The sequence below is a fragment of the Nocardioides sp. BP30 genome (assembly GCF_029873215.1).
Classification (GTDB): domain Bacteria; phylum Actinomycetota; class Actinomycetes; order Propionibacteriales; family Nocardioidaceae; genus Nocardioides.
Genome location: NZ_CP123620.1, coordinates 3,575,374 through 3,597,726 on the forward strand (window position 1 = coordinate 3,575,374; position 22,353 = coordinate 3,597,726).

General features: G+C 70.8%; 28 protein-coding genes. 17 read left to right on the forward strand and 11 right to left on the reverse strand.

Annotated features, from left to right (window positions below; translation table 11 throughout):
* From P5P86_RS16845 to P5P86_RS16855, 3 genes are read left to right on the forward strand one after another with little or no spacing between them, the layout of a single operon-like run.
* A complete protein-coding gene (locus tag P5P86_RS16845) occupies nt 1-951 on the forward strand; it encodes a VOC family protein (RefSeq protein WP_280608604.1) in 951 nt (316 codons plus the stop codon).
* A 13-nt stretch (nt 952-964) separates the two neighbouring features.
* Nucleotides 965-2,464 (forward strand): aldehyde dehydrogenase family protein, encoded by a 1,500-nt coding sequence (locus P5P86_RS16850; protein ID WP_280608605.1) that lies wholly within the window; start codon nt 965-967, stop codon nt 2,462-2,464.
* On the forward strand, nt 2,461-3,840 hold the full coding sequence (locus P5P86_RS16855; RefSeq protein ID WP_280608606.1) for an amidase: 1,380 nt from the start codon (nt 2,461-2,463) through the stop codon (nt 3,838-3,840). The genes P5P86_RS16850 and P5P86_RS16855 overlap by 4 nt, the downstream gene beginning before the upstream one ends.
* A gap of 525 nt (nt 3,841-4,365) precedes the next feature.
* On the opposite strand, the gene P5P86_RS16860 is transcribed toward P5P86_RS16855, so the two are convergent.
* Nucleotides 4,366-4,836 (reverse strand): MmcQ/YjbR family DNA-binding protein, encoded by a 471-nt coding sequence (locus P5P86_RS16860; protein WP_280608607.1) that lies wholly within the window; start codon nt 4,834-4,836, stop codon nt 4,366-4,368.
* Nucleotides 4,837-4,966: 130 nt separating this feature from the next.
* Here P5P86_RS16860 and P5P86_RS20150 point away from each other — a divergent pair, with 130 nt between their 5' ends.
* The 5 genes from P5P86_RS20150 (at nt 4,967) to P5P86_RS16890 (ending at nt 7,194) form a co-directional block, all read left to right on the forward strand.
* On the forward strand, nt 4,967-5,464 hold the full coding sequence (locus P5P86_RS20150) for a nitroreductase family protein (protein ID WP_348537927.1): 498 nt from the start codon (nt 4,967-4,969) through the stop codon (nt 5,462-5,464).
* A gap of 51 nt (nt 5,465-5,515) precedes the next feature.
* On the forward strand, nt 5,516-5,929 hold the full coding sequence (locus tag P5P86_RS16875; RefSeq protein ID WP_280608608.1) for a VOC family protein: 414 nt from the start codon (nt 5,516-5,518) through the stop codon (nt 5,927-5,929).
* Between the two features lie 112 nt (nt 5,930-6,041).
* Entirely contained in the window at nt 6,042-6,503 is a 462-nt protein-coding gene (locus P5P86_RS16880) for a DUF2975 domain-containing protein (RefSeq protein WP_280608609.1), read from the forward strand.
* Nucleotides 6,503-6,727 (forward strand): helix-turn-helix domain-containing protein, encoded by a 225-nt coding sequence (locus P5P86_RS16885; protein WP_280608610.1) that lies wholly within the window; start codon nt 6,503-6,505, stop codon nt 6,725-6,727. The genes P5P86_RS16880 and P5P86_RS16885 overlap by 1 nt, the downstream gene beginning before the upstream one ends.
* A gap of 110 nt (nt 6,728-6,837) precedes the next feature.
* The gene (locus P5P86_RS16890; RefSeq protein ID WP_280608611.1) at nt 6,838-7,194 is read left to right on the forward strand and encodes a hypothetical protein; all 357 of its coding nucleotides are present in this window, start codon (nt 6,838-6,840) and stop codon (nt 7,192-7,194) included.
* Between the two features lie 47 nt (nt 7,195-7,241).
* On the opposite strand, the gene P5P86_RS16895 is transcribed toward P5P86_RS16890, so the two are convergent.
* Entirely contained in the window at nt 7,242-8,339 is a 1,098-nt protein-coding gene (locus tag P5P86_RS16895) for a DUF3533 domain-containing protein (protein WP_280608612.1), read from the reverse strand.
* Nucleotides 8,340-8,459: 120 nt separating this feature from the next.
* On the opposite strand from P5P86_RS16895, the gene P5P86_RS16900 reads away from it, so the two are divergent.
* Complete coding sequence (locus tag P5P86_RS16900; RefSeq protein ID WP_280608613.1) at nt 8,460-9,125, forward strand: TetR/AcrR family transcriptional regulator; 666 nt, start codon at nt 8,460-8,462, stop codon at nt 9,123-9,125.
* On the opposite strand, the gene P5P86_RS16905 is transcribed toward P5P86_RS16900, so the two are convergent.
* The 3 genes from P5P86_RS16905 to P5P86_RS16915 all read right to left on the reverse strand — a co-directional run bounded on the left by P5P86_RS16905 (nt 9,122) and on the right by P5P86_RS16915 (nt 11,454).
* Nucleotides 9,122-9,574, reverse strand: a complete 453-nt coding sequence (locus P5P86_RS16905; RefSeq protein WP_280608614.1) for a hypothetical protein — start codon at nt 9,572-9,574, stop codon at nt 9,122-9,124. The genes P5P86_RS16900 and P5P86_RS16905 overlap by 4 nt on opposite strands.
* Nucleotides 9,575-9,621: 47 nt before the next feature.
* Nucleotides 9,622-10,452 carry an EAL domain-containing protein gene (locus P5P86_RS16910; RefSeq protein ID WP_280608615.1) on the reverse strand — a complete coding sequence of 277 codons (831 nt, stop codon included), beginning with the start codon at nt 10,450-10,452 and terminating at the stop codon, nt 9,622-9,624.
* A 453-nt stretch (nt 10,453-10,905) separates the two neighbouring features.
* Nucleotides 10,906-11,454, reverse strand: a complete 549-nt coding sequence (locus tag P5P86_RS16915; RefSeq protein ID WP_280608616.1) for a MarR family winged helix-turn-helix transcriptional regulator — start codon at nt 11,452-11,454, stop codon at nt 10,906-10,908.
* A gap of 101 nt (nt 11,455-11,555) precedes the next feature.
* Here P5P86_RS16915 and P5P86_RS16920 point away from each other — a divergent pair, with 101 nt between their 5' ends.
* Nucleotides 11,556-12,614: an FUSC family protein gene (locus P5P86_RS16920; RefSeq protein ID WP_280608617.1), complete on the forward strand. Its 1,059-nt coding sequence runs from the start codon at nt 11,556-11,558 to the stop codon at nt 12,612-12,614.
* The gene (locus P5P86_RS16925; protein WP_280608618.1) at nt 12,611-13,633 is read left to right on the forward strand and encodes an AraC family transcriptional regulator; all 1,023 of its coding nucleotides are present in this window, start codon (nt 12,611-12,613) and stop codon (nt 13,631-13,633) included. The genes P5P86_RS16920 and P5P86_RS16925 overlap by 4 nt, the downstream gene beginning before the upstream one ends.
* Before the next feature lie 19 nt (nt 13,634-13,652).
* On the opposite strand, the gene P5P86_RS16930 is transcribed toward P5P86_RS16925, so the two are convergent.
* From P5P86_RS16930 to P5P86_RS16940, 3 genes are all read right to left on the reverse strand, one after another.
* Nucleotides 13,653-14,570, reverse strand: coding sequence for a TIGR01777 family oxidoreductase (locus tag P5P86_RS16930; RefSeq protein ID WP_280608619.1), 918 nt, complete (start codon nt 14,568-14,570; stop codon nt 13,653-13,655).
* Nucleotides 14,571-14,614: 44 nt separating this feature from the next.
* Nucleotides 14,615-15,142 (reverse strand): hypothetical protein, encoded by a 528-nt coding sequence (locus tag P5P86_RS16935; protein WP_280608620.1) that lies wholly within the window; start codon nt 15,140-15,142, stop codon nt 14,615-14,617.
* 127 nt (nt 15,143-15,269) lie between these two features.
* Complete coding sequence (locus tag P5P86_RS16940; protein ID WP_280608621.1) at nt 15,270-15,833, reverse strand: dihydrofolate reductase family protein; 564 nt, start codon at nt 15,831-15,833, stop codon at nt 15,270-15,272.
* Between the two features lie 256 nt (nt 15,834-16,089).
* On the opposite strand from P5P86_RS16940, the gene P5P86_RS16945 reads away from it, so the two are divergent.
* The 3 genes from P5P86_RS16945 to P5P86_RS16955 all read left to right on the forward strand — a co-directional run bounded on the left by P5P86_RS16945 (nt 16,090) and on the right by P5P86_RS16955 (nt 18,089).
* Nucleotides 16,090-16,266, forward strand: a complete 177-nt coding sequence (locus P5P86_RS16945; RefSeq protein WP_280608622.1) for a DUF1059 domain-containing protein — start codon at nt 16,090-16,092, stop codon at nt 16,264-16,266.
* Nucleotides 16,263-17,345, forward strand: coding sequence for an EAL domain-containing protein (locus tag P5P86_RS16950; protein ID WP_280608623.1), 1,083 nt, complete (start codon nt 16,263-16,265; stop codon nt 17,343-17,345). Before P5P86_RS16945 ends, P5P86_RS16950 begins: the two co-directional genes overlap by 4 nt.
* 126 nt (nt 17,346-17,471) lie before the next feature.
* The gene (locus P5P86_RS16955; RefSeq protein ID WP_280608624.1) at nt 17,472-18,089 is read left to right on the forward strand and encodes a HEAT repeat domain-containing protein; all 618 of its coding nucleotides are present in this window, start codon (nt 17,472-17,474) and stop codon (nt 18,087-18,089) included.
* An 18-nt stretch (nt 18,090-18,107) separates the two neighbouring features.
* On the opposite strand, the gene P5P86_RS16960 is transcribed toward P5P86_RS16955, so the two are convergent.
* Nucleotides 18,108-19,142: a hypothetical protein gene (locus P5P86_RS16960; RefSeq protein WP_280608625.1), complete on the reverse strand. Its 1,035-nt coding sequence runs from the start codon at nt 19,140-19,142 to the stop codon at nt 18,108-18,110.
* A gap of 116 nt (nt 19,143-19,258) precedes the next feature.
* Between P5P86_RS16960 and P5P86_RS16965 the strand changes: the two genes are divergently transcribed.
* A complete protein-coding gene (locus tag P5P86_RS16965; RefSeq protein ID WP_280608626.1) occupies nt 19,259-20,011 on the forward strand; it encodes a CPCC family cysteine-rich protein in 753 nt (250 codons plus the stop codon).
* A 568-nt stretch (nt 20,012-20,579) separates the two neighbouring features.
* Here P5P86_RS16965 and P5P86_RS16970 read toward each other — a convergent pair.
* Entirely contained in the window at nt 20,580-20,855 is a 276-nt protein-coding gene (locus P5P86_RS16970; RefSeq protein ID WP_280608627.1) for an Rv1322 family protein, read from the reverse strand.
* A 79-nt stretch (nt 20,856-20,934) separates the two neighbouring features.
* Here P5P86_RS16970 and P5P86_RS16975 point away from each other — a divergent pair, with 79 nt between their 5' ends.
* Nucleotides 20,935-21,300 carry a VOC family protein gene (locus tag P5P86_RS16975; protein WP_280608628.1) on the forward strand — a complete coding sequence of 122 codons (366 nt, stop codon included), beginning with the start codon at nt 20,935-20,937 and terminating at the stop codon, nt 21,298-21,300.
* On the opposite strand, the gene P5P86_RS16980 is transcribed toward P5P86_RS16975, so the two are convergent.
* The gene (locus P5P86_RS16980; protein WP_280608629.1) at nt 21,290-21,817 is read right to left on the reverse strand and encodes a metallophosphoesterase family protein; all 528 of its coding nucleotides are present in this window, start codon (nt 21,815-21,817) and stop codon (nt 21,290-21,292) included. The two genes, P5P86_RS16975 and P5P86_RS16980, sit on opposite strands and share 11 nt — an antisense overlap.
* Nucleotides 21,818-21,909: 92 nt before the next feature.
* On the opposite strand from P5P86_RS16980, the gene P5P86_RS16985 reads away from it, so the two are divergent.
* On the forward strand, nt 21,910-22,266 hold the full coding sequence (locus P5P86_RS16985) for a hypothetical protein (RefSeq protein ID WP_280608630.1): 357 nt from the start codon (nt 21,910-21,912) through the stop codon (nt 22,264-22,266).
* Nucleotides 22,267-22,353: the final 87 nt, after the last annotated feature.

Genomic DNA, 22,353 nt, shown 5'->3' on the forward strand with positions numbered 1-22,353 from the left:
ATGGCGGCCCCACTCGGCGACATCGCCCACCTTGGTCACGCAGAGCTGCTGACCCCCGACCTCGAGGGATCCACCTGGTTCTTCACCGAGATCCTCGGCCTGACCGAGACCAAACGCGAGGGCGACTCGGTCCACCTCCGCACGTTCGACGACTACGAGCTGACCAGCCTCGTCCTCACCGGCCACCACACCACCGGCATCCGTCGTACCGCGTTGCGCGCCAGCAGCGAGGATGCGCTACAGCGCCGGGTTCGCGCCATCGAGGAGTCCGGCGGCAGCGGATCATGGGTCGAGGGCAGGGCCGGAACCGGCCGCAACTACGTGACCACCGATCCGGACGGCCACGAGATCGGGCTGTACTACGAGACCGAGCGCTACGTCGCCCCCGACCACCTCAAGCCGGGCCTCAAGAACCAGCCGCAGGCCAAGCCGCGGCAGGGCGTCGGCGTGCGCCGCCTCGACCACGTCAACTACCTGGGCTCCCAGGTCGCGCTCAACGCCGACTTCATCCAGCACGTCCTCGGCGCTCGGCCCACCGAGCAGATCCAGATGAACGACGGCCGGATCGCGGCCAAGTGGCTCAGCTTCGGCAACAAGTCCTACGACATCGTCTACACCGAGGACTGGAAGGGCGCCCACGGCCGCCTGCATCACCTCGCGTTCGCCACCGACAGCCGCGAGGACATCCTGCGTGCGGCCGACCTCTGCCTCGACAACGGCGTGAAGATCGAGACCGGGCCGCACAAGCACGCGATCCAGCAGACGTTCTTCCTCTACGTCTTCGAGCCGGGCGGCAACCGGATCGAGCTGTGCAACCCGCTCAGCCGGTTGATCCTCGACCCCGACTGGCCGCTGGTCACCTGGACCGAGGCCGAACGTGCGAAGGGCCAGGCCTGGGGCCTGCGGACCATCGAGAGCTTCCACACGCTCGGCATGCCGCCGGTCGACTGAACGAGGAGAGAGCATGAGCACGCGGATCGACGCCCGCCTGTGGGCGGCGGACGAGCGCACCACTGTCATCGGGGGCGAGTGGCAGGGCGGCGACGGCGACCAGATCGAGGTCGCCGAGAAGGCGACTGGCGAGCCGCTGCTGATCATGCGCGAGGCCTCGCTGGAGCAGCTCGACCGGGCGGTTGCAGCCGCCAAGGCCGCGCAGCCCGGTTGGGCGGCCCGGCCGGCCGACGTACGCGCGGGCGTGCTCCGCCGTGCGGCGGATCTGCTCGAGCAGCACCACGACGAGGTCGTTGAGTGGATCGTCCGAGAGTCGGGCAGCGTGCCGGCCAAGGCGCATGCCGCGGAGTACCTCCAGGCGCTCGACGAGTTCCGCGAGGCGGCCGACCTCGCCGAGCGTACGGTCGCCCGCCCACTCCCCCCGCACGGCGAGGACGCCAGCGTCGCCGAGCGCGTCCCGTACGGCGTGGTCGGCGTGATCACACCGTGGAACGTGCCCTTCACGCTGGCGATGCGCACGGTCGCCCCGGCCCTCGCGCTCGGCAACGCGATCGTGCTCAAGCCCGACCACCAGACACCGGTCAGCGGCGCGGTGCTGATCGGGCGCCTGCTCGAGGAAGCAGGGCTCCCGGCCGGCGTCTTCAACGCCGTGCCCGGGCAGGGTCCTTCCGTCGGGTCCGCCCTGGTGACCCACCCCGACGTGTCGATGGTGAGCTTCACCGGGTCCACCGCCGTGGGGCGCACCATCGCCACGCTGGCCGCGCCGTACCTGAAGAAGGTGGCGCTCGAGCTCGGCGGCAAGAACCCGCACGTCGTGCTCGACGATGCGGACATCGAGGGTGCCGCCGCGGCCGGTGCGTGGGGCAACTTCACCCACCAGGGCCAGGTCTGCATGGCGATCGGGCGTCACGTGATCGCCGCGCCGGTGCTCGAGGACTACGCCGCCGAGCTGGCGCGGTGGGCCCGCGGACTGCGTGTCGGCGACCCGTTCCGGGAGGACGTCGAGCTCGGCCCCCTCATCAACGCCCGCCAGGCTGATCGCGTGATGGCGCTGATCGAGGACGCGGTCGCGCAGGGTGCCGAGCTGCTCGCCGGCGGGGAGCGTCGCGGCAACTTCGTCCAGCCGACCGTCTTGAAGGGCGTCACGCCGGCGATGCGGGCGTACGCAGAGGAGGTCTTCGGACCGGTCGCCGTCGTGGTCGCCGCCGCTGACGACGAGGACGCCGTGCGGATCGCGAACGACACCGAGTACGGCCTGTCCGCTTCGGTGCACAGCGCCTCGCCGGAGCGGGCCGAGGCGGTTGCGGACCGCATCGTCTCCGGGATGGTGCACATCAACGGCCAAACGATCAATGACAACGCGTGGGCACCGATGGGCGGCACGAAGGCGTCCGGCAGCGGTGGCCGCTTCGGCGGTGAGTCCAATGCGGACATGTTCACCTACACGCGGTGGCGCACGGTCCGCAAGGACGCAGACCGGGGCCACTTCGTCGCCCGACCGGCGGTGCCATGAGCGGCAAGGCGCAGCTCGACGAGCTGACTCTGGTCGAGGCGGCAGCGGCGATCCGAGCCGGGGAGCTGTCCCCGGTCGAGCTCACCGAGCGCATCTTGGAGCGGATCGCGACGACCGAGCCGTCGCTGCAGGCCTATGCCCTTGTCGACGAGGAGGGTGCCCGGGCGGCCGCGGCCGCCGCGGAGCGGGCGGTCCGACGCGGCGACACGCTCGGGTCGCTTCACGGTGTGCCGCTGGGTGTGAAGGACCTCTTCGACACCGACGGGCTGCGCACCACCTACGGCTCGCCGCGGTACGCGAAGCACGTACCCGAACGCGACGCCACCGCCGTGGCGCGCCTGCGCGCCGCCGGCGCCGTCATCCTCGGCAAGCACACCACGCACGAGTTCGCGTGGGGCGGTCGCACCGACAGCGCCTTCTACGGGCCGACCCACAACCCGCATCGCCAGGGTCACATCGCCGGCGGCTCCTCGGGCGGCTCCGGTGCCTCCGTCGCCGCGGGCAGTTGCCTGGGCGCTATCGGTACCGACACCGCGGGCAGCGTCCGGATCCCGGGGGCGCTGAGCGGCTGTGTCGGCTTCAAGCCCTCGCGCGGGCGGATCAGCCTGGCCGGCGTCATGCCGCTGTCCTCGACGCTCGACCACGTGGGCGCCCTGGCGCGCACGGTCGCCGACGCGGCGGTGATCGCCGACGCCATCGCCGGTCCGGACCCGGCCGATGCGCGCACCCTCCGGCTGGTCGACCCGTTGGCTCCGGGTGACGTCGGCACGGCGCGCGTCGCCGTACTCGGCGGCTGGGCCACCGAGGTTCTGCACCCGGGCGTGCGCTACGCCCTGGACGGGGCGGCCCGCACCCTCGCCGATGCGGGGCTCGACGTGGAGACCGTCGACCTGCCCGGGGAGGCAGCGATGCCGCACGCCGTCCTCACGCGGATCCTGTTCGAGGCGGGGCTGCTGCACCGCTCCGCCTTCGAGGCCGAGCCGGCGTCCTTCGGGGCCGACCTCACCGAGCTGCTGGCGTTGCCTTGTCCGGCACCGGCCGAGCTGGCGAGCACCGAGGCCGCGATCGCCCGCTTCTCCGCACAGCTGCTCGGCCTGCTGGAGCGGTACGACACGCTCCTGTTGCCGACCGTCCCCTGCCCGGCGCCTCGGCTCGGCCAGCGGTCGATCGCGTTCCCCGGGGTCGCAGAGGAGGTCGAGATCGAGGATGTGCTGACCCGCCTGACCTCACCGTTCAACGCGACCGGCCTCCCGGCCGTGAGCGTCCCAGCCGGCTTCGTCGACGGGCTGCCGGTCGCCGTGCAGGCCGTCGGACGCCCGTACGGTGACCCGACCGCGCTCGGCGTCGCGGCCCTTCTCGAGGGACGGTCCGCCTGAGGGCCGGAGAACGGGTGCTGCGTTCGATGCCATGTCCCGACTCCCCCGGTATAGCTGACGCCTGGCCTCCAGCCGCTCCACACGTCACCCACAGGGTGTGTCGATCCGCCGCGAACGGGCCACCGTCCCCCCGATGACCTCATCCGCCGAGGAGGAGTCGGAGGGTACGGTCGTCGCGTGGGCGCAGTCGCGAGGTTGCAATGCCGCCTCAAGGGACACAGATGGGCCCCGTACGGGCCTCCCCCAGCGCGCAGGGATTATCTGCCGGACGTCGTGCGGTGCCAACGCTGTTCGGCGTACCGCTTCGCCACCGGAGCCGCGCTCGACCGTCACGACCTCCGTCGCCTGCGCCCGTACCCGGAGCCGCTACCGCCGGGCACGCCGACTGGATGGTTTCGATACCGGGGCGACGGCGCCGATCCGCACGACCGACCTTCCTAGGCCGATGGCACCGACCAGCCGCGATCCGCGCACACCGAGTGCGACTTCTTCCCGCGCATCGTCTGAGCCGTCTCGCCTCGCCGCCTAGGACGGCAACTCGTCGGCGCGTTCCTCGAGCAACGCGTCGGGCGCAGTCAACCTCCACGCCTCGAAGGTGAGCTCGGCCAGCTCGTCGCGCTCGACACCTGCGAGGTGGACCACGACCCAGCCGAAGCCTCCGGAGGTGAACTGCACCTCGAAGACGTCCGGCCGCTCGGCCACCAGGGCGAGCTGCTCGACGATCGTCTGCTTCAACCCGACCGTTCGGGTCGCCGGCCACAGGTAGCCGAAGGCACGCCGATCGACGTCGAACCGGAGCCACTTGTCCCGGTCGGAGCGGCCGACACCGGGAAGCTGGGAGACCAGGTCGAGGAAGTCGGGGATCTCGCAGGGCACGAGCGTCATCATGCCGTGGACGGTGCGCGGCGGTGGACGGGCGCTGCACGCCGTGGCGAAGAACGCGTAGATCGGGCCGGAGGCATGGACGTTGGGGACGACGTACGCAGAGGCCAGCACCCAGGACCGCCCTCGGCATCGACACGGGCCGTGTGTGCACGCCCGGGATTAGTCCAGCCCGGATCGAAGTTGTGCAGTCGTGCCTGGTCCCACGCTCCTCACCTCGTTCGCGATGGACCGCTTCAGCCCGATGCGCTTCGACCCCGCACGCGAGTCATCTCAGAGCGAGGTGGACGCTCTTCTCGATGCCGCACGGCGCGCCCCGTCCGCGGGCAACTCACAGCCCTGGGCGTTCATCGTGGGACGGCGAGGCGATGACACCCACAGGCGTCTCGTGGGTCACCTCGCTCGGAGTTCTTCCTCGTGGGCGCCGGCGGCCAGCATCCTGACTGCCAACCTGTGCCTCCGCTTCGTGGAAGGGAGCGAGATGGAGTATTCGGAGTTCGCCCACTACGACCTCGGCCAGGCTGTCGCCCACATGACCTTCCAAGCCCATGCCATGGGTCTGGCCGTTCACCAGTTCCGAGCCTTCGATCGTCAGCGCCTCGCCGACGACTTCCGGGTGCCGTCTCCTTGGGAGATCACGAGCATGGCGGCGATCGGCGTACCTGTCGGCGCCCGAGAGACACACACCGGGACCGGCACCAGCCGCGAGCGACGATCGATCCGCGACGTCGTGTGGTGTTAGAGCGCCGGGTGCCGTCCGGACTTCGGGAGTCGACGTGCCTAGCATCGGCTCATGAACGCTCCGACGCCGTACCTCCTCTTCCCGATGGGCACCGCTCGCGAGGCTCTGACGTTCTACGGCGACGTGTTCGGCTGCGCCGTGCAGCTTCACACCCTCGAGGATTTCCACAGAACCGACGGCCCAGCCGATGGCATCGCCCACGGCTACCTCGTGAACGGGCCAGTCGAGCTGTTCGCAGCCGACGCGTCGGGCGAGGAGCCGTCCTTCCGCTGCGAGGGCATGATGCTCTCCCTCCTCGGCGCAGCCGCGCCCTCGACGCTCCACGCCTGGTTTTCGCGTCTCTCCGATGGCGGGCGAATAGTGGCTCCCCTGGAGGCTCGACCGTGGGGCGCATCCGACGGCCAGGTCATCGACCGCTACGGAGTGCACTGGCTCATCGGCTTCGAGGGCGACGAGAGTGGATGAGGGCCCACTCACCGGATCGGCCGAGATTCAGATCCCAGTCACGCGGACCGGCATCCGCACCATCCGGGAATTCGCCACGACCGCACCTATCGTTTTGCGATAGGTTTCGTCCATGGCGAAGTCGGTGGTACCCCTCAAGGCAATCATCGCGGCGATCCTTGCCTGGTCGGTCCTCATGCAGGTGCTGGTGCTGCCGTGGACGGCTGGGACCTACGCCGCGAGGTATCCCGAGTTCGCCTGGATGCGATCGCCGCTCCTTGTCATCTCGATCGTGGCCCTCGCCGTTGTGGAGTTCGGCCTGCTCGGCGTATGGCAGCTCTTGACGTTCGTCAGCCACGGCATTCTTTTCTCTTCCCCCGCCGCGGACCGCTGGGTCACGCGGGAGATCGGAGCAGTGGCCCTGGTGACGGCTCTCGGCGCGGCCATGCTGGTCATCATCGACCTGCCGTTGGGCGTCGTCCTGTTGCCGGTCGAGGTACTCCTCGGTGCTGCTGCGGTGCTGCTGGTCGTCGTGCTACGCGGCCTCCTGCGCGCGGCCGCTACCCAGCATCACGAGCTGGAGTCAGTCGTCTGATGACGGTCGTGGTCGATCTCGAGTCGATGATGACCCACCGGGGCATCGGCGTCACCCAGCTGGCGAACCTCATCGGCATCACACCTGCGAACCTCGCCGTGTTGAAGAACGGCCGGGCGAAAGCCGTGCGGTTCACCACCCTCGATGCTCTTTGTGAGGTGCTCGATTGCCAGCCGGGCGACATCATCCGGTGGGTGCCAGATGCTCCCGGAGAGCGCGACTGAGCCACACGACGGACGTCTATCTCGTTTTCCGAGACTGGCCCTGAAGCACCGCCGCGAGCCGGAGTGCGGAGCGATCACCGGAGCACCGCACGCTCTGAGAGACTCGGGCCATGAGCTACGACCTCGCGGTCTGGGCCGACGTCGCCCCGTTCGCTGGCCATCCGCCGCAGGACGCCTACGCGACGGTGACCGATCTCCTCGAGGACGATGAAGCGCTCGCGGCGCCGATGGCCGAGGTGATCGATGACTTCGTCGACGCGCTGCTCGCACGGTGGCCGGCCCTCGGCGAGCCGGGGGACGAGAGATCGCCGTGGGCGATGGGACCCGAGATCGGCGACTGTCTCGGCGCCTGCATCTACATCACGATGACGTTTCCGGGCGCGGAGTTCGCCGTTCCCGTCATCGCCGCGGAAGCCCGGGCTCGCGGTCTGGTGTGCTTCGATCCGCAACGCGGAGAGGCGATCTGAGCTGCTGCGCGCCAGCTCTCGCCACTCCCCGGGGTCGCACCTCCCCCTCAGGCCGCGTCCGTGCGGCGGTGTCGCCGGTAGGAAGCGGCGATGGCCAGGATCGCACCGGCGACGGCCCAGGCCGCGATGACGAGGAGGCGGTCGGTGGTCTCGACGCCGCCGAAGTAGACGGTACGGCGCAGGGCGTCGACGCCGGCGCCGTTCGGGATCCAGGGGCCGATGGTGGCCCAGAACGAGGGCAGCATCCGGTAGGGGTAGGCGCCGCCGGCGCTCGGGTTGCCCACGATGACGAAGACGAGGATGGTCGCGGCGACGCCCAGGAAGCCGAACAGCACCTGGAAGGCCATCGTGACGGTGGCCGCGGCGAGGGTCAGCAGCGTGACGATGCCCCAGATCGCGCCGAAGTGGCCGGTCAGTGCGCCCAGGACCGGATCGGCGATGACGGCGGCGCCGAGACCGACGAAGCCGGCGTACGGGACTGTGGCGCCGAGCCGCCACAGCGTACGGCGGAAGGTCGCGGGGCGGGCACCGCGGGCCATCCCGAGGGTGGCGGCGAAGAGGTACCCGGCCAGGACGGCGCTGATGGCCACGTAGAACCCGACCGCGCCGGTCTCGTCTCCGGCCTGGTGGGGCACCACGTCGGTGACAGCGACGGTCCGATGCTGCTGGTCCTCGGCAGCGTTGATGACCCGCTCGACCGCTGAGGCGAGAGTCGCCCCGCCGCCACTCGCGACCAGCAGCCGGTCCTGGGTGCCGGAGGCGTCCACGACGAGCACGGCCGAGACCTCGGCGCGCTCGAGCTGTCGTCGGGCGATGGACTCGTTCTCGACCGCCGTCGCCTTCAGCGGCGTGCCGTCGATGCCGTTGAGACCGTCGACCAGCTGGGCGCTGGTCTGTGCCGGGGCGACGACGGCGATCGGAACGTGATGCGGCGTCGGGGTGTGGAACGCGCCTACATAGGAGAGCAGGAACCCGAGGCACAGCAGTCCGGTGCCGATGCCCAGCAGCAGGGAACGCGGGCTGATGGCGTCGCGGAACTCCTCGGCGAACGTCTCCTTGCGCGCAGGGTCGACAGCAGGGTCGACAGCGGGGTCGACAGCGGGGTCGACAGCAGGGTCAGCGTGCCGGCCGGGTGAATCGCTCATGCCGAGATCTCCTTGATGGTGGCCGGCGTTCGGCGCGGCCGGCGGTGCTGGGGCACACGGGTCGCGGTTGTCCACACCACCCGTTCGATACATACTGTATCGAATACGATTCGTATCGCAATGTTCGGAGAGCCCATGGAGAAGTCGGCGTCGGTCCGCCCACGACGGCGGGTGGAGACCCGCGCACAGCTGATCGCCGCGGCGGCCGAGCTGTTCACCGAGCGTGGCACCACCCACGTCAGCGTCGAGGCGATCTGCGAACGCGCCGGCTTCACCCGCGGCGCCTTCTACTCCAACTTCAAGACCGTCGACGAGCTGTTCTTCGCGCTCTACAAGCAGCGCTACGCCGAGGTTCAGCAACAGTTGGAGACCATCGTCCCGCAAGCACTGCTCCCCGCCGATGCACCGCACGACCTGCACGCGGTCGTCGCAGCGGTGCTCGAGGCGCTGCCCAGCGACCCCCAGTGGTCGGCGGTGCGCGCCGGGTTCGTCGCCCAGGCCCAGCATCGGGCCGAGCTGGCGGCCGAGCTCCGCGCGCACGCCGAGGCCTTCAGCCGGCACCTGCAGCCTCTGCTGCTGCGCGGCCTGGACATCGTCGGCCGACGGCTGTCGACCACCCCCGAGATCTTCACCAGGGCGGTCCTGGCCGCGGATGCCGGCGCCATCACGCTGGCGCCCCTGCACGACGACGCCAGGCACGTGCGCGAGGCCGCCGTACGCGGGGTGATCCTCGGTCTGACGACCGAGGTGGGGACTCCGCCGTCCGGCGATGACGCCGGACGCTAGGCGTCGCTGTCGGAGAGGCTCCGCCGTACGTCGACCACGTACTCGTCGAACGTCAGGCCTGCCGCCTCCAGCCTGTCCACGACCCTCCTGGCACGCAGGAGCGCTGCATGCTCGTTGTAGCGACACCGGCGAACGAACTCGGTGTCGCAGAGCGAGGGCGGGCGCTCCGCCTCCCACTGCAGAGCGATGTTGAGACACATGTCCCCGCGTCGGATCGCCCATCCGTTCCCGGCATCGACCACCACGAGGCACCATCGCTCCTTGGCGGTGATGTCGACCTCATGGAAGCCCGAGGGATAGACGGTGTACGAGGCGACGCGGTAGGTGGGCCCCACCGGCACGTGCGTCGTCGACTCGTCGGGGGCATCAGCCTCCCGCCATCTACCTCGTGCCTCCGCGGTCGAGGCACGCGCGAACCGACGCAGGCTCGACGCCTGTCGCGGCGCCACTCTCGGGAAGAGACTCCGCTGGCGGGAGGCGTCACCGCCGTTCGCGCTCACGATGCCGGCCCGGCCAGACGGGCACGGATCTCCTCGATCGGTGCCGGACGGCCGAACAGGAAGCCCTGGGCCATGCCGACCCCTACCTCGGTGAGACAGGCGAGGTGCTCGGGAAGCTCCACGCCTTCGCCGACGACCCGCAGGTCCAGCAGGTCACACATGTGGATCACCCCTTCGAGCATGCGGCGACTCCGATCGTCGACGGCCGCCGCCGTCACGAGACTGCGGTCGAGCTTGACGACATCGACCGGGAGGTGCTGCAGGTAGTTCAGGGACGCACGTCCCGATCCGAAGTCGTCCATGGCGACGACCACGCCCCGCGATCGCAGAGCCGCGACCTGGCGGACGGCGCCGGGCAGGTCGTCGATCAACGCCGATTCGGTGATCTCGACCTGCAGCAGGTGCGCCGACAAGCCCGTCTCGTCCAGGATCCGGTCGATGGTGGCTGCCAGGCGGGGCTTCGCGAGCGTCGTCGCCGACAGGTTCACCGAGACGTACAGACGACCCGTGCTCGTCCAGCAGCATGCTTCGGCGATGGCCCGCCGCAGGACGTACTCGTCGAGCTGCGTGATCGCACCGGTCCGTTCCGCGACGGGGATGAACGTGCACGGATCGGCGTATCCCCCGGACGGCCGGCGCCACCGGACGAGGGCCTCCAAGCCGGCGACGCGGCACTCCTGGACCTGGTAGATCGGCTGATAGAAGACCTCGATCTCGCCGCGCTTGAGCGCTCGGCGGAGCCGTGCCGAGGCGAGCGCGTCCAGCCCGGCGCTGCGCAGCCTCGCGCCTGGGCTCCCGGCAAGGAGAGCGATGACGAGTCCGAGCATCACGACAGCGACGAGTAGAGGCATCCATGCGCCCGTGTCCTGGGAGACGTGCGTCGCCACCCCCGCGGGGAGCAGCGGACCGGCGAGCAGGACCGCCGCCCACCCCCGATCGGAGACCACCTGGCCGGGTGAGCCGGCCCACGTCGATCCTTCCGGCTGCACGAGACACCGGCGTCCGGCAGGGTGACCGCGACCCTGCGTCGCCGACCTCCTCGGCCGCCGCTCCTTCTGCGACATCTGCCCCCCTACTGATCTCGCACCGGCCGTCATGGCGCGACCCGCGCGTCCAAACCTCTCGGCGTGAGGATCAGACCGCGAGGCCGCCTCGGCCACCCCTGGGGAGGAGAAACCGCGCGATCCGGACACCGACCGGCGCAACGCGGCTCGTCGGACACGGTCCGGGGATCCCACCGAGCATCGGCGGGGCCCTGTGACGCGCCGGGACGGCGCGAGTCACCCGTCCTTGCGAGCACCGGGCGCGGGCCGCCGGCCCTGTTCCCAGACGGTGGTCAAGGCGCGCAGGCGGCCGGCGAGGCCCTCGACGGCCTCGGTCGGGGCCTCGGCGAGCAGGGCGTCCTCGAAGGCGAGCTGGGCGGGAATCACCTCGTCCACGAGCGCCACCCCTGCGTCGGTCAGCATGAGCAGGGATGAGCGGGCGTCGGCGGGATTCGTCGAGCGGGTCAGCAGCCCCCGAGCCTGCAGGGCATTGAGCCGCATGGTGATCGCGGACCGTGGCGCCAACAAGGTCCGGGCCAGCGTGGTGGGGCTCGGGGGCGCGTCCGACCGGCGCAGGGTGGAGAGCACGTCCAACTCGCCGCGGGTGAGGCCGTACGCAGCGAGGAAGTCGTCGCTGGCCTCGAGGATGAGCCGGGAAGCTCGGAGCAGGCGGTGGACGACGCCGAGGCTGGTGAAATCCAGGTCCGGCCGCAGCCGGGTCCACTCTCGCTGCATGCTGTCCACGACGTCGCCCTCGGTGAGCGTTGCGTCGGTGTCCTGGTTCATTCGGAGCCTCCTGCTGCCCTCCGCTTCGGCCGTTCCCAAGATAGTTCATAACTGTAGTACCCTGGGAGATACTTCACTTATGTAGCATCTCGGAGTCATCGATGACACAGACCATGCCGTCGCAGCGCTGGTGGGCGACGGTCTTCCACGTCGGCCCGCACGCCGGCGCCCACGGGACCGCGCTGCGCGCGAGCCTGGCGATCCTGGTGCCGCTGGCGGTCTGTCGCGCGTCCGGTCGCGACGACCTCCTGCTGTACGCCGCGATCGGGGCCTTCACGGCTCTGTACGGCAGGCATGAGCCGGCCCGGGTACGGCTGCGCATGCAAGGGCAGGCGGGCGCACTGCTGGTGGCCGGCGTCATCCTGGGTGCGCTGATCGCCTCGGTCCCCTTCCGGCTCTGGCTGCTCGTCCCGGTCGCGACCCTCTGGGCCGGTGTCTCGGTCGTGCTGGCCGAGCGGGGCCGATGGCATCCGGTCGGGGCGCTCAACCCGGTCTTCGCCCTCACCGCATCGGCCACGGTCCCGATGACGCCGAACACGGTGCCCGCCGCTGCCCTCGCGGCCGCCGGCGCGGCTGTGGTCGCACTGCTGCTCGCCCTCCCCGGGTGCCGCCGACAGGCCGAGCCGGGGGCGCCCGCGCCGGCAGCTCGTGCCCCTGAGCCGCCCGACTCGGTGGCTCGTCATGTGAGCCGCTACGTCCTCGGCATCGGCGCCGCCGGCCTCGCCGTCGCGATCAGCGGCATCGGCCATCCCTACTGGACGTTCGTCACCGCATCTGTCCCCATGTCCGCACCCGACCTGCACGCCCGCCTCGCGCGTGCGGCCCAGCGGGTGATCGGCACCGCCACCGGTCTCGGTGTGGCAGCCCTCGTCCTGGCGGCCCATCCGACCGGGTACCCAGCGATCATGGTGATCGCAGTGCTCCAGGCGTGCACCGAACTGACCACCGCACGCAACTACAGCCTCGGCCTCGTCTTCTTCACCCCGATGGCGCTCGTGCTCGGCGACCTCATGCTGCCCGCCTCGATCGGCACCCTCCTGACCCAGCGCGCGCTCCAGACCGTCCTCGGTCTCACGATCGCCCTCGCTGCCACGCTCCTCACCCACGAGCGGCGTACGCCGACGAGCCGCGTCGCGACACTGCTGGGGGAAGCACGATGAGCGACCCTGCGGCTGAGAAGCGACCGCCGAGCCGGGATCAGACTCGACCACCGTCGAGCATCACGCCTCGGAGCACCACCGACGACAGCGACGAGGCCGAGAGGATCATCACCGAGGTCTACCTCCCCAACCGGCTGGACCTCTCGGGCGATACCGCACCCTTGCGGATGGAGCTCTCCGGCGTACGCCTCGGAGCGCTCACCGTGGGCCGGCTGACCTACGGCCGCGGCCTGCGCCAATCCACGGCCGACGCCACCCAGGTGCACGTGAACATCCCGCTCCGCGGCTGGGCGACGTCGAGGCGCGGGAACGGTGAGGCGGTGACGACCGGCCGGGGCGAGGGACTGGTCTTCTCACCCGGCGCGCCGGCCGAGCTCCTGTGGGCACCCGGCTGCGAGCAGTTGTGCCTGATGGTCCCCCAAGCCCGTCTCGAGGCGGAGCTCGAGCGCTTGCTCGGACGGCTGGTCCGCGGTCCGCTGGTCTTCGACTTCGCAGCCGACCTGGACACGCCGCTGGGGCGGCGCTGGCGGACGGTTCTCGAGCTGGTCGTCCATGAGCTCGGCCGCCCCACCGACCTGTCTCGGAACCCCCTCGCGGGTCGACACCTCGAGAGTCTGGTGATCGACGGCCTGCTGCTCTCGCAACCGCACAACAACAGCGACGCCGTCGCCCGCACCCGTCCGGCCGGGCCGGGCGCGGCGATCAGACGAGCGGTCGAGCTGATCGAGGAGCGACCGTCCGAGCCGTGGACCACTGTCCGCCTGGCCGCCGAGGTGCACCTGAGCGTGCGTGCGCTGCAGGAGGGCTTCCGGCGTGACCTCGCCATCCCGCCGATGACGTACCTGCGCCAAGTCCGGCTCCGTCTCGCCCGGGAGGCGCTGCAGCGCGCGGACCGCAACGCCACCACCGTCCGTACCGTCGCTCTCGAGCTCGGAATCCTCCACCTGGGTCGCTTCGCCGCCGCCTACCGCCACGCCTTCGGCGAGTCGCCCTCAGACACCCTCGACCGCCCGATCTGACGCCGGCGGATCGCTTCGGTCAGGCCTTGTTCGCCTGACGGGTGCGGAGGTCGGACAGTGCCTCGTCGAGGTCGGGATGCCCGAACCGGAAGCCGCTCTCCAGGAGCCGGGCGGGGATCGCGCGGCGACCGGTGAGGGCGAGCGCCGGGTCGGTACGCAGCACGACCGCCCCGAGGCGTACGAGCGCCGCCGGCGTCGGTGGAGCGGCGGGCCGACCGAGGCTGCGGCGCAGGGCAGCCATCAGGTCGGCGTTGCGCGCCGGCTCGGGACCGGTCGCGTGCAGGACTCCTTCAAGGTCCGAGCCCGGCGCCAGGACCGTGCGGACGATGGCCAGCCAGTCCTCGATGTGCACCCAGCTGATCCACTGCGTGCCCGGGCCGACGCGTCCACCCAGGCCCCAGCGGGCCAGCCCCCACAAGCGGTCCAGCGCCGGGGTGTCGTTGTCGAGGACGATTCCGGTGCGCAGGACGACCAGGCGCTCAGTGTGGGCGCCGTCCGCGGCGGCCTCCCAGGCCCGGGCCACCCCTGCCATCTGGGGCGGACCGTCGGCTGGCGGAGCCGACTCGTCGAGGACCGCATCACCCGCGTCGCCGTAGATCGCGAGCGTGCTGGCCTGGACCCACACCGGGACCGGGGCCTCGAGGGTGCGGCTCGCCTCGACCAGCGCACGTGTCGGTTCGACGCGCGAGGCGGTGAGCAGCGAGATGTTGGCCGGTGTGGGCCGCCGGTCCACCAACTCGCCGGCCAGGTTGATGATCGCGCTGCCTTCGAGTTCCCTGGACCAGGGTCCGACGGTGCGGCCGTCCCACTCGACCTGTCGGTGAGGGCCCGGGCGTCGGCGACGCGTGAGGACGACGACCTCGTGGCCGGCAGCGGCGAGGTCGGTGCACAACCGACGCCCGAGCGCTCCAGAGCCGCCTGCGATCACGACCTTCACGCGGGCAACCCGCGCGAGGTGCGATGGTGGTGCGCCGCCACCGTCTAGACCGTCACGGCCGGGGCGATGTTGCCCTCTTGCGCCACGTAGCGGGCCCGCTTGATCCAGAGCACGCCGTGGTAGACGACTGTCCCGTCGCTGAACGTCAGCTGCCCGCGGCGGATGAACTTCGACCACCATCCGGTCTTGGGACTGCCGATCGTCACGAGGCCCGGGCCTCGCTCGAAGACACGGAGCTGCTTCCCGGGCTGGTGGAACGGCAGGTCGCGGTAGATGTAGACGTGCGTGTCGGTGACGAGCACGATCCGGTGCCAGTAGAAGCTCACCAGAGAGATCGCCAGGTCGAGGAGGAACCCGACCGAGGGGATCAGCCTGGCGACGTCCTCCACCAGCGCGAACACGACCATCGTGAGGAGGTTGTTGAAGGTGAACGCGATGGCGACCCCGTCCTCGGGGAGGTTCGCCCGCCTCGCCATCCGGGTGGCCATCCGCGTGTTGTAGGGGCGGACCGTGATGCGGCGTTGTGGAGGTGTGGGCTGCAAGGTGGCACGTGGCTCGTTCGGCGCGTTCACGCGGTGAGGCTAGCGTTGCTCGGCCGCCTTGTTGACGGGAACGGAGATAGTGGCGAAACCCGGCCGGCGTCGTACGTCGCCCGGCGGCGTCGAGTCCGGTCAGCCGGCGGCCCGCAGGGTCGAGCGCTCAGGTAGCGCGCACCCGGTGGCGCAGGTGGACCACCCCGTTGCCGAACCGCCGCTGATCCAGCAGCTCGAGGTCGAGGCGGAGGCCACGCGGCAGCGCCGGCTTCCCGCCGCCGACGATGACGGGGCACAGCAGCAGGACGCACTCGTCGACGAGCCCGTGCCGGAACGCCTCCACGGCGAGGGTCGCGCCGCCGATGCTCAGGTCGGAGCCGGACTCCTCCTTGAGCCGCCTCACCGCCTCAGGATCGAACCGCCGCTCGATCCTCGTCCGCGCGGTGGAGACCTCCTCGAGCGTCGAGGAGTAGACGACCTTGTCGGTGTCGCGCCAGATCTGCGCGTACTCACGGGCGACGGCCGGCTCGTCCGACAGCCAGTCGTCGCGCTCCCACACCCGCATCGTCTCGTACATCCGGCGACCGTAGAGCGACGTGCCGATGTGCCGCTCGTGCTCGTTCCAGAAGGCATGCACCTCCTCGTCCGGCACCGACCAGTCGAACGCGCCGGTCTCGTCCTCGAGATAGCCGTCGAGGGAGGTGTTGGCAGCGTAGATCAACTTCCCCACGAGATACCTCCGACCGGACGGGACGACGGGCGCAGTGGCGCGGCGCCACTCCTCGAGTATCGAGGTGGATCGAGGACACCGCCACCCGAGGTGGGCAGCGAGGTCGACGAGGGGCTGGTCTCCTCACCTCGGGCTCGGATCGGCCGATGATCTCCATGGCGACCTCTTCCTCCTGAGTCTCGAAGGAGAGCCACCCGCCGAATGGGGGCTGACCGTCCGCCGGGCGGATCGAACACGCAGATACGAGGAGATCCCGATGAAGCAATTCGCCTGTGGCGACGTCGTACCCGGTTGTGACGCCACCTTCGCCGGCGCCAGCGACGACGACATCCTGGCCGCCGTGGCACTGCACGCCAGCCGCGATCACCACCTCACCTCGGTCCCCACCGAGATGGTCGACCAGGTGCGCGCGGCGATCCGCGAGGTGGCGTGAGCCCCGAGGAGCTCGACCGACTCCTCGAACGTGGGATCACCACCCACCTGCAGCCCGTCGTCGACCTCACCCGCGGCAACGTCGCGGGCTATGAGGCGCTCGCCCGCTTCCCCGGCGGCCCGGGCCCCTTCGAGGTGTTCGCGGCCGCGCGTCTGAGCGGACGCGGTGCCGATCTGGAGGCGGCCGCCCTCCGTACGGCGCTGGCAGCCCGACGCGAGATGCCGCCGAACACGTTCCTGACGGTCAACATCGGACCCGACCTGATCGACGAGTCGCCGGTGCGGGAGGTCTGGCAGGGCCACCCCTCCCTGAGCGGCATCGTCGTCGAGCTCACCGAGCAGGTCCGGATCGAGTCCTACGCCGCCCTCGAGCCGGTGCTCGACGACCTGCGATCACGCGGCGCGATGATCGCCGTGGACGACGCGGGTGCGGGCTATGCCGGGCTCCAGCACCTCCTCGCCCTGCGACCGCACTTCATCAAGCTCGACCGCGACCTGGTCTCGGGACTCGACCTGGACGAGGCCAAGCGGGCGCTCGTCGAGGTGATGGGTGCCTTCGCCGGCCGGATCGACGCGTGGGTGATCGCCGAGGGGGTGGAGACCGCAGCCGAGCTCGACGTACTGATCGACCTGCGGGTGCCGCTGGCGCAGGGCTATCACCTCGGTCGGCCGGCGCCGGGGCTGCAGAGCCTGGAGCCGGAGGTCGCCCTCGGCATCGCGAGCAGGGCGAGCCAGGAGTCGGGACCCACCCTGCGAGCACTCCTCGAGCAGGTGCCCACCGTCGGCCCCTCCGCCGTCCCCAGCCTCCGGAACCGGCTCCGCGCCGGCGAGGTCGCCGTCGTGGTCGACGAGCACGGCCGACCCGACGCCACGCTGGATGCCGACGGACGTCAGTACGCCGTGCGCGAGGCCGCGCTCGGCATCAATCTCGACACCCCGACCGCCATGGCTGCGCAGCGGGCGATCGTGCGGCATCCGGCGGTGAGGTTCCAGCCGCTGGTGTGCACCGACAACGCCGGGCGGTATGTGGGGATCGTACGGATCGAGCGCATCCTCGAGGCGCTTGCGCGGCGGGCCTGAGCGTCGCGCTTACGCTTCTGACGTGATGCGCTGCATGGTCCACATCGACCCGGAGACCGGCGTCTTCGACCACCCGCGCGGCCCTATCGGACCTGGAGATCGGCTTCCGGCGACAGCGAGACGAGCGTGCGTGACTGGGCATGCTTCGGGCTCTACCTCAGCGGCGCCTCGTCGCCGGAGGCCCGTGACGCCCTCGCCGCACGGCTGTCCGACCCCGACGCGAAGACCCGCTGCGAGGCGCTGCTCGCCCTCGCCTCCGTCGGCGACGAGAGAGCCCTGGCGGCGGTCGAAGAACGCCTGGGCGCCGACGACACGGACGACATCTACGAGTTGGAACTGGAGGCGGCCGCGGCGCTCGCCGATCCGAGGCTCTACCCCCTGCTCGCCCGGCTCGAAGAGGCATGGGAAGGCGACGATGACGAGCTGAAGCGGCCCCTCGCCCTCGCCCTGGCCCGATGCCATCCGGACGCGGCGGCGCAGGCCGCGGAGATCGAGCGCGCTTTCGCGGCGAGGGTCGATGTCCTGCTGGCCGATGATGAGCTGACGAGCGATCTGACCCTCAGCCTTCGCGAGAGCTATCCGTACACGAAACTGGTCGTGACCGGCTCGGGGTCAGGCGAGTCCGATCTGCGGCTCGTCCAGGGGTGGGACCGGCTGTGGGACGACCAGAGCCCTGCTGCCTACGCGTTGGAGCAGGAGGCGCAGAGCGCCGCACTGACCCTGAGGGACATCAGGCGGAGCTGACGAGCCGCGCGCGTGTGCTCACCCTGCCACGCCCGGGGACGGGGCAGCCTCCCGCAGGGCCTGGCGCAACTGCTCGTTGCGCGGACTGGGCGCGTCCCTTTCTCGTCGGTCGAGAGCTTCCAAGGCAAGCGCGACGATCCGGTCCGACGTCTTCCCCCGGACCATCAGCTCAGCGAACGCCGTCGCGATCACCAGCTCACGGCCGTCCCCATCGGCGTCCCCGACCATAGCTTCAACGGACCCATAGCCGTCGTCGCGGATCTGTTCGTGCAAGAACGCCCACCCATCGGCCGGGCGCTGCTCGAGGTACTCCACCAGCAGATCCGCGCCGGCATCGTTCCCGTGCGGGGCTTCGTTGTCGGCAGGGTCGAAGAAGAAGGGGTCGTTCAGTCGCTCCTTCGTCCCAGGCGCGAAGAGTGTCCAGTCGACGTCGAGGACCTCCCATGGCCCCATCGACCTCCAGCGCTGCTGCGCGGCCTCCTGGAGAGGCGCGAGGGTTGCCCGCAGTTCGTCCTGCGTCTGCGGTAGGTGTTCCAGGCGCGTCGACAGGTGGGCCAGGAATGTGCTGGCGTCGAACGGATCGTCGGACTTCATTCGCCGGCTGAGGTCTGCTAGCGCAGCGACGATCTCCCGGGCTGCGGTCGCGAAGATCTCCGGTTCGACCTCCAGCCGGGACTGACCGTCGCCGAAGACATCTCGCTCAGAGAGAGCGCTCACGATACGAACACTCGCCCTGCCTGCCGCACGCCGGAACGTGAGCCTCGGACCCTTGGCCCGTCTCTCCTCGTGGCTGCGGTCCCAGTCGGGGTGGTCGCGCGTAATCCCCTGTCCCTCGGTCACCGCCGCCACGAGGGCGGCCATGTCCGCCTCCGAGATCGAGTCCTCGCCGACCGGGTACCCGGCTTGGGGACGGCTGCGCAGCAGGAGCTCGACCTCGATCAGTTGCAGGCCCTCGCCGACCTCCGGCAGGCCGTCCAGCAGGAAGTCTCCGACGAGCGCCAGGGTTCCCCCGCCGCCGAACATTGGCGATTCGGGGCAGATCTCGATGCGCACACGCCGATCGTACGGGCGCACCAACGGGCCGCGGATCCGTTTGCTGAGCATTCGCGGCCCCACGAATCGGCGCGAAGGAGGTGGCACGCCTCCTCCGTGTCCACGATGATGACGCCGTGCGCCGCTTCCCCTGCCCCTGCTGCGGCCACCTCACCCTCCCCGAGGGCCCGGGCGACTTCGGGCTCTGCCCGGTGTGCTTCTGGGAGGACGACCCCGGTCAGCTGCGCCGCCCGCTCAGCCCCGTGGGCGCCAACGGGATCAGCCTGGCCGAGGCGCAACAGAGCTACCGGCGGCTCGGCGCGATGAGCCGGACGTTCCAGAGCAGGGTGCGTGCTCCTCGTCCCGACGAGCCGCTCGATGCGGGCTGGCGGCCCTTCGATCCCGCAGTGGATGGGAACGCGCCCGAGCTCGACGGGGACCGGTGGCCGGTGAACCCCGAGGCGCTCTACTACTGGCGCCCAACCTCCTGGAACGGCGACCAGCACCGCCTGTCATTGCCGCCCACGGATGAGACCAGCGGGGACCGCTTCGTCGGCCACCTCCGGGCCGAGGTCCCGGAGCTCGCCGACGACATCGCCGCGTCCGAGCGCCGCTGGGGCATCGCGCATCCGTTCGACGTCTGCGAGCGCGCGGCCGGCCGCGTCCTTGCGGCGTACGCCGATGGCGACGACGAGCTCGCGCTGCGCATCGTGACCGCGTTGCTGCCGGCGGTCGACGAGCACTCGGACCTGTACGACCCCGAATGCGTCCACATCGCGTTCCTCGAGAACGAGGGCTGGTACGAACCGGCGCTGCAACGCCGCCTCGATCGGTGGCCGGCCCCCATCCGCGACACGCTGCGGCAGCAGCAGGCTCACCGGCGACGGTAGGCCGCACGTGGCGCCAACGAGGTCGCCGGCGAACGATCGGGCGGTTCCGCCGCCTTCCTGGCGGCTCGGCCTCGCAGCGGGTCGTCGTCCTAGTCCGCGGGCGCCGGACGACGGCATCGTGACCGACGCGCGGCCGCGACCGCCCCGGCACAGGATGCGACCGCACCGATAGCGGCGCAGATCGGCAACGACCAAGACGTCAGGTAAGCGACCGGGAGGAACACGAAAGGTCCGAGCATCATGCCGTCCAGCACCGGATGCAGTTGGGCCCAGCGCCTCGGATCGGTTCGATTCGACAGCAGGCACAGACCGATCCCGCCGTAGCCGAGGAGGCCGACGGTGCCGACCACAACGCCACGCCTGGCGTACATCTCCCCTGCCAGGAAGAGGAAGCCAGCGGCGACCCAGCACCTCGTCCACCAGGACCACTGCCGCGATGGTCCGGCGAGCCCGAGGCCCGTGGTGACGCGCCTCCCCAGCTCCGCCATCCCTGTCCTGCTCCACGCGGCCACGACGACATCCTCGCAGGAGACGGCGGGCGTACGCCGCAGATTCGGCGTCGCCGCCGCTACCGACCGAACACCCTGCGCCACCACGGCCGCTCCTCACGGGGCGGCCGGTTGAGTCGCTCCCACTCCGAACGGGTCAGCAGCCTGCCCGCCCGGCGCTCCCGCGCGACGCACTCGGGATGCGCGTGCCGGCGTCGCTCGCGGTCGCCCTCCGGGGAGAGCAGCACGTTGGGCACCATCGCCAGGAACAGGCCGTGGCAGATCGGGCAGGTGTAGGTCTTGGGCTGCCGGCTCTGCGCGGGACGGATCTCCCACCACCGCGCCGGCTCCGCCATGCGGCAACAGTACGGCGGGCGTAGGGGCGGCTCGGAACCGTGCGGGCCGGCCTCCGGCTGCGACGAGCACACTGGACCCATGACAGTGGTGAGGTCGGTGGTCGCGCGGGTCTTCGTCGACGATCTCGACACCGCGCTGCCGGCGTACGAGGCGCTGGCCGGCGGTGTGGAGACGAAGCGGTTCGAGTTCCGCGACGTACGGCTGGCCTGGGTGGGGCCGTTCCTGCTGCTGCAGGTCGCTCCCGAGCGACGAGCGGAGTACGAGCGTCGGGCGACGCTGATCGTCGACGACATCGAGGCGGCGCGGTCGGTCGTCGAGGAGTACGGCGGCGAGGTCCTGGAGGGCCCGGCACCCGCGCCGAACGGAGCCCGGATGATCGCGCGGCACGTCGACGGGGCGGTGTTCGAGTACATCGCGCCGGACGGGCCGGCCCTCAGTCGTTGAGAGCGGGAGTGGATCGCGGTGGCAGGCGGTGCAGCGTGACCTCGACCAGCGCGCCGGCGTTCGCCACCGCGGTGAGGTAGGTGCAGTGCGGCTGGCGGCGGCGGTCGGTGGGCGAGCCGGGGTTGAGCAGTCTCAGACCCGTCTCGGAGGTGGTGTCCCACGGGATGTGGCTGTGGCCGAAGACGAGGACGTCGAGGTCGCCGAAGCGCTCGCTGCAGCGGCGTTCGCGGCCGGTCGAGGGGCCGGTCTCGTGCACCACGCCGAACCGCAGCCCGTCGATCTCGCACCGGGCCACCTCGGGAAGTCGGTCGCGCAGGACGCCGTGGTCGTTGTTGCCGTACACGCCGACCAGCCGGCGCGATCGGTGCTCCAGCTCGTCGAGCAGTGCGGCGTCCACCCAGTCACCGGCGTGGACGACGACGTCCGCCTCGTCCACGGCGGTCCACAGCTCGGCGGGCAGGTCCCGGGCGCGCTGGGGCAGGTGGGTGTCGGACATGATCAGCAGCCGCGTCGGCACCGTGCCATTCAAGCGGCGCGGTCAAGAGCGGGGCGCTCACGAGCGCCGAAAATGGCGCACAGCCTCGTCAGGCGCTGCCCTACGCTGCGCCGGTGATCGAGATCGGCTCCCGCACGAAGGCACTGCCCCCGCCGGTGCGAGTCGTGTTCGACTCCCTCGTCGATCCGCACGCCCCTGGCGCGCGCCCGTGGCTCGACCTGTATCGCGACGAGATCGAGCCTCGGGTGCTCGAGGCCGTCCGTCCCACGCGCGTGGTCTGGTCGACGCTGTGGCCGAGCCGCCCCGACGACCGGATCCGGTTCGACCTGGCGGACCGAGGTGGTTCGACGCTGTTGACGTTCACCCTGCTCACGCCGTCCGACCCGCCGGACGAGAAGACCGCCGGCCACCTTCGCTACCGCATGAACGTCCTGCTCTACGCCGACCTGCGCTACTCCTACGGCCAGTAGACCCTGCCGATCACCTGAAAACGCTGCGCGTGCACTCGCGCGTGCCGCACAGTGTCAATCCGCCGGAATGACCCGCGAGTGGCGCGG

Excerpts from the sequence above, each read along its gene's own strand:
- P5P86_RS16845 (WP_280608604.1), top strand. The coding sequence starts at position 1 with ATGGCGGCCCCACTCGGCGACATCGCCCACCTTGGTCACGCAGAGCTG.
- P5P86_RS16850 (WP_280608605.1), top strand. The coding sequence starts at position 965 with ATGAGCACGCGGATCGACGCCCGCCTGTGGGCGGCGGACGAGCGCACC.
- P5P86_RS16855 (WP_280608606.1), top strand. The coding sequence starts at position 2,461 with ATGAGCGGCAAGGCGCAGCTCGACGAGCTGACTCTGGTCGAGGCGGCA.
- P5P86_RS20150 (WP_348537927.1), top strand. The coding sequence starts at position 4,967 with ATGCGCTTCGACCCCGCACGCGAGTCATCTCAGAGCGAGGTGGACGCT.
- P5P86_RS16875 (WP_280608608.1), top strand. The coding sequence starts at position 5,516 with ATGAACGCTCCGACGCCGTACCTCCTCTTCCCGATGGGCACCGCTCGC.
- P5P86_RS16880 (WP_280608609.1), top strand. The coding sequence starts at position 6,042 with ATGGCGAAGTCGGTGGTACCCCTCAAGGCAATCATCGCGGCGATCCTT.
- P5P86_RS16885 (WP_280608610.1), top strand. The coding sequence starts at position 6,503 with ATGACGGTCGTGGTCGATCTCGAGTCGATGATGACCCACCGGGGCATC.
- P5P86_RS16890 (WP_280608611.1), top strand. The coding sequence starts at position 6,838 with ATGAGCTACGACCTCGCGGTCTGGGCCGACGTCGCCCCGTTCGCTGGC.
- P5P86_RS16895 (WP_280608612.1), bottom strand. The coding sequence starts at position 8,339 with ATGAGCGATTCACCCGGCCGGCACGCTGACCCTGCTGTCGACCCCGCT.
- P5P86_RS16900 (WP_280608613.1), top strand. The coding sequence starts at position 8,460 with ATGTTCGGAGAGCCCATGGAGAAGTCGGCGTCGGTCCGCCCACGACGG.
- P5P86_RS16910 (WP_280608615.1), bottom strand. The coding sequence starts at position 10,452 with ATGCTCGGACTCGTCATCGCTCTCCTTGCCGGGAGCCCAGGCGCGAGG.
- P5P86_RS16915 (WP_280608616.1), bottom strand. The coding sequence starts at position 11,454 with ATGAACCAGGACACCGACGCAACGCTCACCGAGGGCGACGTCGTGGAC.
- P5P86_RS16920 (WP_280608617.1), top strand. The coding sequence starts at position 11,556 with ATGACACAGACCATGCCGTCGCAGCGCTGGTGGGCGACGGTCTTCCAC.
- P5P86_RS16925 (WP_280608618.1), top strand. The coding sequence starts at position 12,611 with ATGAGCGACCCTGCGGCTGAGAAGCGACCGCCGAGCCGGGATCAGACT.
- P5P86_RS16945 (WP_280608622.1), top strand. The coding sequence starts at position 16,090 with ATGAAGCAATTCGCCTGTGGCGACGTCGTACCCGGTTGTGACGCCACC.
- P5P86_RS16970 (WP_280608627.1), bottom strand. The coding sequence starts at position 20,855 with ATGGCGGAGCCGGCGCGGTGGTGGGAGATCCGTCCCGCGCAGAGCCGG.
- P5P86_RS16975 (WP_280608628.1), top strand. The coding sequence starts at position 20,935 with ATGACAGTGGTGAGGTCGGTGGTCGCGCGGGTCTTCGTCGACGATCTC.